Below are 15179 nucleotides of genomic sequence, written 5' to 3' on the forward strand. Positions count from 1 at the left end.
TTTACGGCTTATTTTTTTGCCCGCCTTGCTCCTCTAAAACGGCTTTAATCAGTTTTGCAATTAAACGTAAACTATCTTCAGAGCAGTCTTTTAAAAGGTTTGCTATTTCGTCATTTATATATTCTCTTGATTTATATAAAGAATCATAAAGAACAAAATCAGGGGTTATACCGAGGGCATTACAGATACCTACGAGGGTTTTAAGGCTTGCTTTTGCAGACCCGCTTTCAATGTGACTCACATAAACGCTTGAAATTTCAACTGCTTCAGCCAACTGCTCCTGGGTTAGGTTTTTTTTCAGACGTTCTTCCTTTATCCTTTTGCCTAATTGCTTATAGTTCATTTATAATCACCCCTTCATACAATTTAACAATCCTTATGGGCGATACTGAATAAACTATAAGGACATATTGTAATAATAGTTTAAATGTTATAAAATTGTATTGGAATGTTGAGCATGCTTTGGAAATATGACGCAATTAATATAAATGGGGGGATGCTATCAACAAAAGATAAACGGTAAAAGAGAGGGGTTGATATACAGATTAATCATAGTATTTTAAGAATTAGGGATTGAAATATGGATAGCAAGCAGTGTTTAACGAAAATTAGAAACATGTTTACATAGTTTTAACCGATTTGCTTTATTACAAAGAGAGTGATAAAGTAATATGAATTCTTTGTGCGTTATTAAAATATAAATTTATGGCTTATCCATACCTGTGGGATATTTAAAGGTGTGGGTTTATTTATGTAATAAGAAAAAAGCGAATAGTAATTTAGCACTTGCCAAGTAGGGCATACCTTTTAACTAATGACATTAAAATGAGAAAGATAAAGGAGGTATTTTAATTATGAAAAGGTTGATGTTATTTCTAATAGCAGCACTGCTTTTTATTAGTATTCCAGTGAATGCAGTTGCTGGACAAGCATCAACAAAACATCAATTCTCTGATGTAAAAGAGACAGACTGGTTTTATCCGACAGTAGCAAGGTTGGTAGAAAAAGGACATATTGCAGGGTACACCGATGGAACTTTTAAACCACAAAATAATATTAGAGTATCGGAGTTTACTAAGATATTGGTTTCAGCCCTTGATTATCAGATAAGTGTATCAAAAGGCGGGTATTGGGCAGAAGGTTATATAAATCAAGCAAAAGAAATTGGAATTATTCAAGATGGTGAGTTTGATGATTATGACAGGTATATAACCCGTGGTGAAATGGCAAGGATGGTTGTAAGGGCGGGGACAGGAATAAGTGCTAAGGATAAAGGAATTAGTTTCGATATTCCTGAAAACTACAAAGAATATGCATCTCTGATTACTGACTACTCAATTCTTAAACATGAATCACAGGAAATTGCCTTAAAAATATTTGCTTCTGGAATTATATCAGGATTCCCAGACGGAAGTTTCGGGTTTAATAAAAACGCAACGAGAGCCGAAGCATGTGCTATCCTTATTAGGTTTCTTGAAAAAGGCCAAAGAAAAGTACCTGAATTGCCTGAGAAGTTTGATTTAAAAAACGCTATTATAAATCATGTTGAACTAGATGAAACTAAAATAGACGAGGATTATGGAAAACATATTATTAATAATAGCGGTTCGAATGTTACTGTAAAACTTAAGGGATACACTTCTTATGTATATCCTTATATGGGTAGAGAATACGCTCGTGGTCCAGAAGACACCGTTTATTATGCCATTTATTATGATGGTAATGATGAAGCAAAATATGGTGAAATTATTAGACAGGCAGATGGTTTTGTTTTAGAGAGGGTATATCCAGACGGAACCTATGATGAATTTACCCCACCACCACTTACGGAAAAACAAAAACAGGATTTCATTAACAAATATGACCCAGCACAAGTCAAAAAGAGGATACTAGAAGAAGAAAAAGAAATGGCAAGGAAAGTAGATAAGACATACAGCGATTTAATAGAAAAAGACCTTGTAAAACTTACCAAAGGGGACAATTATATTATTTATACGTATACTAAGCCTGATAAAGAAGCATTTAAACTAATTTCAGGAGCAGATATTAATTATGGAAACACTGTTGAAAGAGATTATGATTTTAATGTGGAAAGTATAAAAAGTAATATTGATAAAATATTAAAAAATAACGAAATTAAAATCCATCTAAGAATATATCTTATTCCTTATCAGTGTAAAGATTTTCCCGAAGGTATAATACAATATAGAAATTTCAATAAAGATAAGAGTGAATATGAATTACGTATTTTACTTCTTAACAATGAAACTTCTATGGAAGAACAGTTTAATATTCAGTTTAAAAAATATTTACAAGAAGTTAAAAGGTATAAATAAAAGCCATATAAATAAGGCATATGGATTTTATAAAAAGATAGATGCTTGCTTAAAGTCATATTAGAACTTCGAATTATTAAAATATAAGTTTCAAAGCACTTTATATTTTTAAAGTATTTACTAAATTCATATTCCTGTTTAGATAGAATTTATTTTTTATAGGGGGAAATAATGAAATGCAAAAAAAACATAGAATTTCATATATTTTAATTTGTTTAATTATAATTATTAGTTTAGTAGGATGTTCTGAGAAAATTGAGCCTTTTTCCCATTCACCTGAAAATGATATTAAAATAGATTACATGGAAGATATTATCCAGAACCAGGATAAATATAAAGAAATGTATATGGATTATTCTTCTATGAGAATTGTTGGCACTATGTCAAAAGAATTGGAACAGTTTATTACTGACTTAGAAAAAGAATCTATCGAAACAGTAGGAAAGTTTGCTGATAATGGCGATAAGTTCATTGTTTTTCAAATATCGCTAGATGATTCTAAGGGAGTTATTGAAGAAGGGGCTAAAGCATTAATTGACAATTATTTAAAATATACTCGCCTTGACGATGAGAAAGCAACAGAATTTGGATTATCTTCCGAATTAGAAGCCCAAGACCCTATAGGAAAAGTAAAAAAATATATGGGAGATAAAAATATTAAGATAACAGAAATTGTTCTGCCTCAAGCCTTTGAAAAGGTTGATTATGACCTTTATCCAGTAAAATGTACCTATAGGTATGTTTTAAAAGGTACAGTAGGCAAAAAACCTTTCGAAAAAGAGGTAGTTCAAGATTTCTACATTGGAATTGATTGGAGCAAGGGGAAAGAAAAGGAAAATATGAGAGATACTATTGAGTATATTCGAGATATTTCTCAGAATTAATTTTTAGGAGGTGCCTTATGAGAAAATCAAAACTTGCAAATATATGTCTCTATAGTTCTTTAGTGATTATATTGTTAAATATATTCACTGTTATTTTATTAGCAGCAAAGAAACCAACTAACTTAGTGTTAGTAATTTCAAAGATATATAAACCAATTATAGTATTATCTATTATCGTTTTAATAAGCAGTATAGTATCTATAGTGCGAATTGCAGTTTCAAAAAAACAATTAAAGGGTACAGTAAAATCCATTATCTCGCTGATATTGTCTATAGTAATGTTTTTGGGTGGATTTGCTCAAGGACTATTTGCTGAGGCTGTGAATTCAACAAATGAATTGGGGAATTCTGATAAATTCATATCAACGATTGATGAACAGGCCGAGGGAGGACAGGAAGAGCCAGGATTTGATGAATGGCAAAAACAGAAAGAATTATTTGAAGAGATGTTTAAAAAGAGGATGAGCACATCGACTACTCCTGAAGGTCCTAATGAAATTTTAAAAGGTAAATGGGGGAGTACTGCCGATGAAATAAAGAAGGCAGAAAAGAATAGGGTGGTTGAAAAATCTAATGATAATGGAACACATTGCCTTACCTATGCAGAGCAAATAGATGATGTGTGGCTCTGCGGAAAGTTTTATAATTTTAATGAAGCGGGTGAATTGGATTCGTTATTTATCGAATACAATAATAATATAAGTTACATCAACAATGTTCAAAGTAATGTTGAAAATAATGTGGATGAATGGTCTGCTGAGGGGACCTATAAGCATTATACGGATTTAAAAGAAAAACTACAGAAGATATATGGTGAACCAATTTATGGCTTAACCGGAGAAATTAGATTTGAAAACGATGTGTCAGAGGAAGACAAGCATAATAAAAGTAAATGGGATGAACTAATAGTTACAGGTAAAATGGATTTAGGATGTAGATTTGCTGCAAAGGATACAAGTATTAAGTTATGGGTTATGAGTTTAGGAGCATCTTCAGATATGTTTGCACAAGGACAAGTACATATCAATTGCTTTATAGAGAAAGTTAAGTAGATAAAAAGTGTTTGATTGAGTATTATATCATGAAGAAATTAGTAAAATAGGGAGGATAATAACATTAAAGTAACAGATATTGTTTTACCTCAAACCTTTGAAAAAATTGATTATGACCTTTATCCAATGAAATCCACATATAGGTATATTTTAAAAGGTACAGTAGGTAAAAAACCTTTTGAAAAAGAGGTAGTTCAAGATTTCTGCATTGGGATTGATTGGTCGGAAGGTAAGGAAAAGGAAAATATGAGAGATGTTATTGAATACATCCAAGATGTGAAAGAGGAAATATAGGCAATATGAAATTAAACTAAGGAGTGGAGAAAAATGAAAAAGGTAATATCTTTGTTACTTGTTCTATTATTAGTATTAACAATGGTCACTGGATGTGGTCAAAGTGAAAAGAAACTAGAAACTTCGGGGGAAAAGACAATAGAAACTACTCCTGATGTAAAAACAAATAAAACTGATTCTAAAACTGCAAAAGACAATTCTGGAGATACTGAATTGTTTGGCGTTCCTATGAAAACTGAAGACTATTTTATTCAAGATTTATCAGACCCAAATAATCAATATACATTAAAGTGTATGACTGAAAAAATTTTTGGTATGGATGGATATATAATTAGTGGAGAAGAAGTAAAAGAGGGAGAATACAAGGAAGGTACTAGTTTTCTTGTCTATGCAAAAGACGGGAAGGCTTTAACTATTGAAGATATCACTTATTTAGATGAAACTTATCTTATCTCTTTGAAAGAGGTAGAAAAGGGGACACCTCAAAGCCATGAAAAATTATCTATTGTAACGAAAAAGCCTTTTAAAGACCAAACTATAAAATATGAAGATGGAACAATGGTGAGAAATATTAATCTTTTAGCCGAAGAGGTAGGTATAGAAAGAATTGAAGGAGAATTTCAAAGAGTAGAAGGGGATAAAATTGAGATTATATCAATGTATTCAACCCTTGCAAAAGTCTATGCTATGGATGGAGTAACACCAGAATCATTGGAAGGGTTACAAAAAGATGATACAATTGAATATATGCGTGGTCTTAGGAATGACACAGTTTATGCTATTAGAAAAATAGAAGAATAATATGAAGCAAGAATTAAGTACATAGGGTTTAGGGCTTAGAAAAGATACTTGTATAAATATAGTAGATAAGATTTAATTTGGGTAAAGGAGGTATTTTGTATGAGAAAACTATGTTCCCTCATATTGATTGGAACGATGCTAATTACTGGTCTATTAAATCCAGTTATGGTACATGCAACTTCAGGACTTCAATTTACGGATGTTAAAGAAAGTGATTGGTTTTACAAAGATGTAATGGAATTAACAAAAAGAGGGTTGATTTCAGGATATCCTGATAAGACATTCAAGCCAAATGCTCAAATTCATGTGGACGAGTTTACTAAAATTCTAATTTCTTCCGTGGATGCAAATATTGAACCTTCTAAAGGTGGTTATTGGGCAAACAACTATATCGAGAAGGCTAAAGAACTAAGTATTATTCAAAATGGAGAATTTCAAAATTATACCCGATATATTACCCGTGGTGAAATGGCAAGGATGATTGTAAGGGCTGGGGCGGGAACAAGTGCTAAGGGAAAAGGGATAAACCTTGATGTTCCCGAGAACTACAAAGAATATTCTTCCCTTATTACTGACTACTTGACTCTTAACTCTGAATCTCAAGATGTTGCCTTAAAAGTATTTACATCAGGAATTATTTCAGGATTCCCAGATGGAAGTTTTGGGTTCAATAAAAATGCTACAAGAGCCGAAGCCAGTGCTATTATGATGAGATTTCTGGATAAAGACCGAAGAAAAATTCCTGAGTTACCTAAAACAGTAGATTTTAGCAATACTTTAACTGTAAAAGAATTTACTGAAATGGCTTTAAAGACTGTCGGTAAAGAACCTACTATGGAATATGCTCAAAAAATGGAGTATGTAAGACCTTCGGCAGAATATCCATCTTATGAAAAGCCTATTTTAAGAAGAGAAGCCACTTTAACAATGGCAAGAATTATGGATGATTTAACAGACACGCCTGCTTTATTTACTTCGGGCAAAAATGATTTATTTGTAGAGGGTATTACCTTGAATCATAGACCTAATATTGGTAAATTGATTAATGGTTTCGGTAAGGAATATTTTACTTTATGTGATTGGAAAGATTACTGCGGTCATATTAGAGATATTCGTATGATAACAGAGAAATATCAAAAAGAAATGGTTACTTTGTATTTGGCGGGTATCATTAATCTTGATGGTAATAAGGAATTAAGACCATATGATTTTTTAACTAAGGAAGAAGCAAAAGAGTGGATTGATGTTTGTGAGGAATACCGTTCATTAAGTTCCGATGAAGTTTTGGCAAAATTGCTTAAAAATATTCGGGAATTAGAAAAAAAATCTATGCCAGAAGTAGAAAAACCATCAAATGCTAATTTGTGGCGTTCAACTTATCCTTATGTAAATAAAAGGCTGTATGAATATCCATTAAAGTTGGACAAAGAATCTTCTTTCTCGGTATTAAATTCCTATAATGTTGAGATTCCTTCTAAGATATTAAAACGATTTAAACCAATGTATGAAATATACTTTAATACGAGGTATACAGTTGATTACAGAAATTTAGATGCTGAAGCAAGATACTATAGCACATATATTAAAGAGAGTGGAACAGGCAATTACGAAAAAAGGGTGCTTTTTTATCATAATCCTGCACAATCTACTAATGGTTATGTAGATGAACACGGCAATAAAAGAAAACTTGAAGATATAATTTTAATAGATAAGGCAATTAAGAATGAAATTGAAAAATATAAAAAGTATAAAGTCGTTTCACAGGCAGAACTAATAACAGATGAATCATTAATCTATACAAGTTTTGCAGATAGGTGCAGGGCGACATTAAGAATAATTTATTATCCACCAACAGACCCTAACTTTTTAAAAGAACAAGGACTAGAGGTTGGTAAGTGGTATGAAAAAGATATATTGATAGATATGGCAATTGTGACTGATGGAGCAGAAGAGTTTAAAGATAGATGGAAGTTTTCTCCTTTTAATTATTCTGGACATTATGATTTTGGTCAATATAGACCTATGGAGTATCTTAAATAGTTTGATACAAAAAAGAAGGGAAGAACAAAGGAAAAAGGGGTTAGGGAAAGTTTAGGTATAAGATATTATTGAATATTTTTCATATATGTTAATCTATACATAAGAGAGCAAAAGCCGAGATACATAAGCATTACGGCTTGTGGGGCGTTTTTTAAAATTTTATATAGGGATATTAGGACTTTTAAAATGCTTTGGGGATTAGTGGTCTTCCCAAAGCATTTTTCCTTATAATCTGCTTTTACTTTAAGGGAGTTTATTGCAGATTCGTTACATTTTATTAAAAAGGACCTGACAAGTATTCCCACGCGCGCTACAATTATAATAAAAAGATAGGGAGTTGATTTTAGTGAAAAAGAGAATGAATATAATTTTAAATATGGTCATACCTACAGTGGCTGGATATGCAACATTTTTTCTACTTTTCTATTTGTATCAAAAACTACTTTTTGAATATAGATGGCTAGCAGTAATACCTCTTGCAATAGTAACAGGATATATGATAGTAGAGAATAGAAGAGAGTGGAAAGTGCTAACAAAACAGGGATAGGGGAAACCTTATCTCTGTTTCGTTGAGGGGAGGATTAGTGAATTTATATAGAAGAACAAAATACACTCATATACAAAACATGAGTGTATTAGTTTTTAAGATATTTAATAATCTGCTATAGCATCAATGCTCTTTTCTAAATCTTCTTGCCTTACTTTGAGATAAATAGCGCTACTCTCAATAGATTCATGTCCAAGTAAATATTGAACGGTATTTATATCAGCATTTGCATTGGGGTTGTTTAGAAGTTGAATTGCAAAGTGATGTCTGAACATGTGGGGGTGAATTTTAATATTTGTGTCGTTTTCCCAACGCTTGAGTATCTTAAAAATACCTGAACGAGTGAAGGGCGCCTTTCTTTCGCTAAGTAGAAGATAATCAGAAGAGATGGATTTTTCATCTCTTACTTTTAAATAATCAGCAATAGCCTTTCTCGCATCTACATGGAGAGGGACATTCCTTTCTTTTTGATTTTTTCCGATAACTCTCAGATTTCCTGACCTATCACCCATATTTATATCGGTAAGGCGGATATTGATTAATTCTGAGACCCTTATACCTGTTTTGGATAATAGTTCAAAAATTGAAATCCACAATTCATTTTGACTTTTATACACATATCTTTTGATTTTCTTAAAGTCTGAGTTAGAAAAACTTTTTGGAGCGGTAGGCTTATTTACCCTTATTTTTTTAATGTTTTCAGCAGGGTTGTTTTTAGTAATGCCATTGCTTTGCAGAAAGAAGAAATATTCCTTCAGTGCTGCAATTTTATTATTTATAGTAGATGCTTTTTGGCGTTTGACATTAAGAAGATAATTTCTATAATCCTGTAAGTCCATCATAATTACATTTTCAGGAGTAAATTCTTCAGAATAGGATTCAACGTAGTATCGTATGAAATATCTAATATTGGTGGTGTAAGTTGTTACTGTACCAGGTGATTTATCGTTTTTATTTAAATAATCTATAAAAGCATCCAAGTAATATTCCTTTGTATCCATGATTAAACTCCTTTCCATAACCTTTACCATGATTTTAAGAAGGTCTAATATAGATTTCAAGTTAATATGGCAGGTTGATTTAAGGGTTAAAAAGGAGACTAAAAGTTTTGTGGACAATTTTTAAGGGCTTATTACCCCTAATTGTTACAAAAGAGCATTAGATTTTTGCTATACTATCCACAAAACCCCAGTTTTGTTGACAAGTTTTGTTGAAACTATATTTGTATTGTTGTTAGCAGGTTAATCAGATATTAAAGGATGGATTTCCTTATTATAGATTTCGGTAAGTTCTTTAATAATTCTTTTCTTCCTATATTGAACGGTCCTTTCCGTTACACCACAAATATAGGCGATTCTTTTTAAGGACCACCTATTGTCAGTAAAATCACCATAAGCAATACCGTGTTTCATGAGGTGGTTAACTATAATTAGAGTATCAATTTTATCCTTACCCTTTAAATAATCGTCTATCACCCTGCGAATTATCATACGGGTTTCCTTCATAATATAGTTATTATCCATGTTATCGTCTCCTATGATAGGTCTATACTTAATATCTGAAAAATCTACAGGTATTGTACGGTTAAAAGATTTTATCGCCCTATCTAAATGTGCTTTGTGTTTAATGGCTATTTTTATGTAAGTTCCTAATTGGTCAAGGCCTTTTACCTTACTAACATCAAGTTTGTCTTTGAGAGTGTAAAATACATGGTAATAGGTTTCTTCAATAATTTCCTCAATGAAATTTTGTTCCTCAATTGATTTGCAAATATACCTATCAGTATTTTTGAAAAATGGGTAGATGCTGCATTCTTTTAGCCCCTTATAGACGGTTAAAAAGGTTTTAATAATACAATCTGGATTTTGCTCCTCTAAATCTGAAAGAAAGTCACTAAAACTTGAATATGATTCATATCCATTTTGCCTATAAAATCTATATACATTTTTTAAATGACTATCTGCAAAGTATCTGCTTTCAGAAGTTTGATGTTTACTTGGAGGTAGCACACGTATCAGTGCACCTTTGGAAAGATTGGTTTTGTTAATGTTTGATTCGTTCATTAAAATGCATCTCCTTTACATCGAAGTTGATGCATTTTAATAAGGATTTCTTTTCTTTTCAAATTATTGCCTAACTTTTTTGTTAAAAAATTAAAAATGCTCGAATAAGTACTTTGCTACTTAAGCCCTATTATATAAAGAATTATTGCTTTCTGTTTCGAATAAAAATGCGAAAGGGTTATATATGGTTTTAAATTAATATATATCTTCAACGGGCAACAAAAATAGGCGCAGGGATATTCCTACACCTATAATGTAAATCTTTTACTACTAAATAACAGTTGCTTATCCAGCAGTAGCCCTAATTTAATCATGTCCATAATGTAAATATTAAATGGTTTTCTGTTTTTTAAAACATCTACTATATAAGTACGGGTGCCCATATCTCCAGTAAAATCACCGAAGTCTTTTGTTCCGCTAGGATATTGAAGAAAAGTGATTTTATTAAAACCAGCATCAGTAAGTTTATTGTAGGCCTTAATATTTCCTTCAACCCCTGAATAGTCTTGGTCATAACCGAGAATTATTTCTGCACCAGGGAAGTATTCTTTTAGGAGTTCTATTTGTTCATCCGATAAACTACAGCCCATACTGCTTACCACTGCTGTAGAATTAAGATTATAGGAATAAAGTTTTACCGCATCCTTTAATCCTTCTACAATAATAACCCTTGTAGTTTCTTTATGATTTTTCTCGACATATCTATTAAGGAGATAGAGGTGTTCTGATTTATTGAAACCACAACTATTGAGCAACTTATTGTTTATTTTTTTCCATATTTGGGCACTGTATTTGTCTTCCAGAGTAGGTTCAGGATATAATCTGGCATCTGAATACCTTTCATATAGAGATATTTTAGTGACCGCTCCCCAATAAACTTTAAACAGGCAATCTTCCTTTAGGAATTCTGAACGGCTGTTATCATCATCAATAATACTTCTCGCCTGAATACCAACAAGTTCTCCAGTAGCAGAATAGACAGGAAAGCATATTCGGTACCGCATTGAATTAGTTTGGTAGTCTTTTGTAATATTTTCCCCAAGATAGAAGATATCCAATTCTTCCAGCACATCTTTTTTAAAACCTTTTTCCAAAAGATAGTCGTACTTTTTGATGCCGTTTCTCATAAGGATATGATTTTTAATATTAATATATTTTTTCTCTTTATTTTCTTTTTTAATAATCTCATCTAATTCTTTTTTTAGTTCAGAAACTTCCGTATTCAAATCTGCTGTGGTTTCTTCGCTAAGAGATGCTTTAATTAGTTTTTCTAATTCCTCTACCCTTGTCCTTATGCTTTTCTTCCTACCGATGTTTTTTACTATGCCTGTTTGGAGTTTTTCAATTTTAGGTAGGTTGTCCTTATAGTTATTTATTGCAACATCATAAATGGTGTTAATGATATCGGGGTATCTCTGTTTATGAGTAATTTGGATTAAGCCAATCACGTCAAGATTATTTGAAAAATTAGCCTTGCATTTGTCTTTATAACACCCAACCTGCATGTTATCAGGGTTTACATAGAAACTGTCATGACTACATAGGGGGCAGTTAGTTATAATAAATTCAGTTTCATATTCACTGCTACCTCTACTTGCCTGCTTAATTTTATAGCCGTTAGTTATAAAATGGAAGTGGTTTAAAATAAGCAGCATCCTATTTAAGTTTATTGATTTTTTTATAAATCCAGCCTTAAAAGGTACAATATATAGGTTTAGGGCATAGTTTAGGATGTCTTGAAGGGTAATATCATTATTTTGTAGTTTTTTTACCTGTATATAAAGTTCCTTCTCCAACAAAAATTCCTGATTATGATAATTTTTAATTAGATTATAATGTTTTAAGTACTTCATATTTCCATACTTTATGAAGTGGTCTACAGCATAAGGAAGAATAGAGGTTATGGTAAATTTTGTACTAAAATGCTCATTATAAAGTTTTAGCATGTCTTCATAGACTTCCTTGGTTTTTAAGTTTAATCTAAAGGTAAACATAGTATCCAACCCTTTCAAATAAATTTTGAAAGGATTTTAACTATAATAATGGCAATATGCAAATTATAATCTAAACTTTTTTATTATTTTAAATTTATTTTGTAGGCTTGTAAAATTGAGGTTTATAGCAATTGCCCATCATGAGGAAAAGAGTTCTTGTTGCCCGTTTCAGATATATAGGGGTTATTATTCTAAAATACGTTATTTAATTAAATATAAATAAATTTTTATTTTATCAAGGTTAGGTGTATTAAATTTCATGGTATTGTAGTTAAAGATATATTTCCCGATTATGGTTCAAGTATATACGAATTAATCTCTCTATATACTAATAGCCACTTCAAATGAAAAACACGAAAAGATTTTGAAAACTAAAATATTACATTTTTATTACATTATAAGAAAAAGGCCTAAATTCAGAAGACACCTAAAAACAGGTGTTATACTAAAAATAGTTAGGTTAAAAAACAGTGGCCGCTGTTTTATATAAAAATATTACAAAAGGAGAGATGAAATATGGTTAGCAAAGTTTATGAACTTTTTCCAAGATTAGTTTATTCAAACTCAAACATTAAAGAATGTGGTGGTTACTTCCAAAATAAAATTGAAAAAGATGAAGCATTAACTCAGGAGGAATTAACCATTTCTTCATATCTGTTGAGTTATCTACCGACACAAACCAATTTGACAAAGAATGAACTCAAAAACTATTTCACTAAGGAAGAAGCATTAGTGCTAATTTCACTATTCACTGGCACATATTTATGTAATTTTTCGTCAGCCAAGGAAAAACTTATTACAGAAGTTAGAGCCGCCATTTACTATGAACATATAGATGAAACTTATAAGATTGATGGCAAAAAACTTATTAATAAGTTAGAAAATCTTACAGAATTTCAGGCATTTACGGTTCTAAGCATGATTGAGGAATCATTTTTTCTGGGGAAAATGTCTGATGAAGAAATGAAAAAAATATTTAATATTGATTAGTTTACTGATACATCATTAGATGTTGTAGGAGTAAAAAGGCTTTAGTAGATAATCCAAGGTTACTGAAGCCTTTTTTAGTAATAATAATCGATATGATTTAAGGGGTTGAATTTAGAAAAAATCACTCTAAAAAGTTGATTTTCAAGGTAATGTTTATATAATACTTTCAAATAAAAACTGAATGGAGTGATTAATTATGAAAGGTGTAACGATTTTTGGTAATTTTACTGTATTAGAGACTTTTATGTTTAAGGGTGTCCAAGTTGATAAAGGTTTCGATGAGCGGCTGGATATATTTTATAGAATAAATCTTTGTATAGAAAATAGTGAAGACGATATTAACGATGCATTTATTGATTGCTACTACAGAAATATTGCTGATTTGAAGGAGGACTTAGTGAATTATATTGGATAAATTGAACATAGATGTTAGTGCTGATGAAAGCGATTATACCAGATGTGAATGGTGATATTCAGTGGATACCAGTAGATAAAATAGATGCATATTCTAATGAATGCTATTTTATTGTAGAATCTATAAAGGTTCTGAAGTTTAGGATGATTGTATCGTTTATGTATATTTTTAGTGTGAGAATCATTAATTTGTTAATTTGGAGGGAGCATAATTATGGTGGCTTGGTTATCTAAAAATATATTTTGGATAAAAGATATATTTTGGATTGTGTTTACTTTAGTAGCAACAATTGTAAGTATAAAAACATACATAAGAGCAAAAGCAACAATATTACAACCTTTAAGGACAGAAGTTATTAAAAGGCAAACGGATTTGCTTGTAGAATTGCTATCTTTTCTTTTAGATAAGCAAAAAGATTTTTTTAGAAAGATTGATTACCTTGGATTGGTTAATGCGAATGTTTTTTTATCAATGAGAGATTATGGTTATCTGTTAAATGATAATAAAATTTATAATGAAATTGATAAACATATAGTTGGATTTATGATTTTAAAGAATGAGGGACAATTGGATAATGTAGAACTTCCGCAAAGTATCAACATTGAAAGAGAAAAAGAAGATAATCTAAAAAATGAACAACATGAAAGAGGTAAGGGGAAATTATTATTGGCTCGTGAAGGAAAGGTTGATTTAGAATGTCTTTATTTAACGAATCAGTATAAAGATACTATTCAAAAGATAAAAGAATTCCAATGTAATCCTTTTATGCCTGCAAGTATTCAAAGTGAATTATCTAAATTGCTAAAGGAAATTAGTTATAATTTAACTGTCATACTTCCTCCTGAAATCGAAAAGTTTATAATACAAGTATCAAAAACACAATGTAGCCCAAACGCTCCTGCTAAAGTTAATTCTACTGCAATTTATAACAATTTTCAAAGGAGAAGTATACATCATAAAGATACTATTCAAAATATTGTAAAAACTATACGAGAATATTTAATGGTTGATAAAAAGTGGAAATAATAATTAGTATTATATATTAATTAAAGGTTATGACACAGTATTCTGGTTTTATGCCCCAAAGCAAATTAAAAAGATTGTATACTAATATGGTAACTATTGCAAAATTGAATTTGTTTCAGTTATTCAGATTCATTGATAAGAAATATGGAATACGGTCATTTAACCGATTAGAAAACTTGAAAATACCTTGTAGCCCTTCTTATATTATATAGAGTTTAAGAAATAGGAATTTTATAATATAGGGAGGGCTTATACTATGCATTTAAAACCAGAAGAAATTTATTCTAAGTTTAATGAGGTAAATATTAAGATTAAGATTCCCAAGGGATTGTTATTATTATTGCTACGGCAGATAAATAGGCATCTAGAAGTTTTAAGATATGAAGAGGGAGTTATAGATGACTTTGCAATCCATGAAAATATCGCCAATACAGAAATGATAATGACTAAAGTACTTATTTTAATGGCTGAACCGTACAATAGGAAGGAAATTTTACTTGAACTAAATATAGCAGAATTTTTAGTTTTTAGGGAGTGTGTACACTTAAATTTACAATTAATGGGCATATACAATAAGAAATATGAGGACCTTGTATGGCAAATAAAAAGTATATATTCTATGATTAGTAAAGAGGATATAAAGGAATATAGGGATTACATTAATAACTATCAAGAAAATAGGACTGCTTTGAATTGATATTGGTTTGGAATGTTGGCGATTTGTTCGCCAATATTTT

Annotated in this window: 16 protein-coding genes; 12 read left to right on the forward strand and 4 right to left on the reverse strand. The window is 30.8% G+C overall.

Translation table 11 applies throughout. From position 1 onward, the window contains the following. Position 1: 1 nt before the first annotated feature. Positions 2-343, reverse strand: coding sequence for a helix-turn-helix domain-containing protein (locus EJN67_RS06390; protein WP_129723519.1), 342 nt, complete (start codon positions 341-343; stop codon positions 2-4). 511 nt (positions 344-854) lie between these two features. On the opposite strand from EJN67_RS06390, the gene EJN67_RS06395 reads away from it, so the two are divergent. The 7 genes from EJN67_RS06395 (at position 855) to EJN67_RS06420 (ending at position 7954) form a co-directional block, all read left to right on the forward strand. Then, positions 855-2336 (forward strand): S-layer homology domain-containing protein, encoded by a 1482-nt coding sequence (locus EJN67_RS06395; RefSeq protein WP_129723520.1) that lies wholly within the window; start codon positions 855-857, stop codon positions 2334-2336. 176 nt (positions 2337-2512) lie between these two features. Next, on the forward strand, positions 2513-3220 hold the full coding sequence (locus EJN67_RS06400; protein WP_129723521.1) for a hypothetical protein: 708 nt from the start codon (positions 2513-2515) through the stop codon (positions 3218-3220). 17 nt (positions 3221-3237) lie between these two features. Then, entirely contained in the window at positions 3238-4272 is a 1035-nt protein-coding gene (locus EJN67_RS06405) for a hypothetical protein (RefSeq protein ID WP_129723522.1), read from the forward strand. A 126-nt stretch (positions 4273-4398) separates the two neighbouring features. Beyond that, positions 4399-4566: a hypothetical protein gene (locus tag EJN67_RS14115; RefSeq protein ID WP_207207978.1), complete on the forward strand. Its 168-nt coding sequence runs from the start codon at positions 4399-4401 to the stop codon at positions 4564-4566. Positions 4567-4599: 33 nt separating this feature from the next. After that, positions 4600-5367 carry a hypothetical protein gene (locus EJN67_RS06410; RefSeq protein ID WP_129723523.1) on the forward strand — a complete coding sequence of 256 codons (768 nt, stop codon included), beginning with the start codon at positions 4600-4602 and terminating at the stop codon, positions 5365-5367. Positions 5368-5466: 99 nt separating this feature from the next. Next, a complete protein-coding gene (locus EJN67_RS06415) occupies positions 5467-7407 on the forward strand; it encodes an S-layer homology domain-containing protein (protein ID WP_129723524.1) in 1941 nt (646 codons plus the stop codon). Between the two features lie 346 nt (positions 7408-7753). Next, on the forward strand, positions 7754-7954 hold the full coding sequence (locus EJN67_RS06420) for a hypothetical protein (RefSeq protein ID WP_207207979.1): 201 nt from the start codon (positions 7754-7756) through the stop codon (positions 7952-7954). Positions 7955-8058: 104 nt separating this feature from the next. Here EJN67_RS06420 and EJN67_RS06425 read toward each other — a convergent pair whose 3' ends face one another. The 3 genes from EJN67_RS06425 to EJN67_RS06435 form a co-directional block, all read right to left on the reverse strand. Next, entirely contained in the window at positions 8059-8955 is an 897-nt protein-coding gene (locus EJN67_RS06425; protein WP_165000775.1) for a tyrosine-type recombinase/integrase, read from the reverse strand. Between the two features lie 240 nt (positions 8956-9195). Next, positions 9196-10017 (reverse strand): sigma-70 family RNA polymerase sigma factor, encoded by an 822-nt coding sequence (locus tag EJN67_RS06430; protein WP_129723526.1) that lies wholly within the window; start codon positions 10015-10017, stop codon positions 9196-9198. A 248-nt stretch (positions 10018-10265) separates the two neighbouring features. Further along, positions 10266-12011: a toprim domain-containing protein gene (locus EJN67_RS06435; RefSeq protein WP_129723527.1), complete on the reverse strand. Its 1746-nt coding sequence runs from the start codon at positions 12009-12011 to the stop codon at positions 10266-10268. Positions 12012-12527: 516 nt separating this feature from the next. Here EJN67_RS06435 and EJN67_RS06440 point away from each other — a divergent pair. The 5 genes from EJN67_RS06440 (at position 12528) to EJN67_RS06460 (ending at position 15139) form a co-directional block, all read left to right on the forward strand. Beyond that, the gene (locus EJN67_RS06440; RefSeq protein WP_129723528.1) at positions 12528-13001 is read left to right on the forward strand and encodes a hypothetical protein; all 474 of its coding nucleotides are present in this window, start codon (positions 12528-12530) and stop codon (positions 12999-13001) included. Between the two features lie 196 nt (positions 13002-13197). After that, positions 13198-13416: a hypothetical protein gene (locus EJN67_RS06445; protein WP_129723529.1), complete on the forward strand. Its 219-nt coding sequence runs from the start codon at positions 13198-13200 to the stop codon at positions 13414-13416. Between the two features lie 23 nt (positions 13417-13439). After that, positions 13440-13649: a hypothetical protein gene (locus EJN67_RS06450; RefSeq protein ID WP_129723530.1), complete on the forward strand. Its 210-nt coding sequence runs from the start codon at positions 13440-13442 to the stop codon at positions 13647-13649. Continuing rightward, positions 13630-14442, forward strand: a complete 813-nt coding sequence (locus EJN67_RS06455) for a hypothetical protein (RefSeq protein WP_129723531.1) — start codon at positions 13630-13632, stop codon at positions 14440-14442. Before EJN67_RS06450 ends, EJN67_RS06455 begins: the two co-directional genes overlap by 20 nt. Positions 14443-14698: 256 nt before the next feature. After that, the gene (locus tag EJN67_RS06460) at positions 14699-15139 is read left to right on the forward strand and encodes a hypothetical protein (protein ID WP_129723532.1); all 441 of its coding nucleotides are present in this window, start codon (positions 14699-14701) and stop codon (positions 15137-15139) included. Positions 15140-15179 lie beyond the last annotated feature (40 nt).

Origin of the sequence: Xylanivirga thermophila, from assembly GCF_004138105.1 — a bacterium.
GTDB lineage: Bacteria > Bacillota > Clostridia > Caldicoprobacterales > Xylanivirgaceae > Xylanivirga > Xylanivirga thermophila.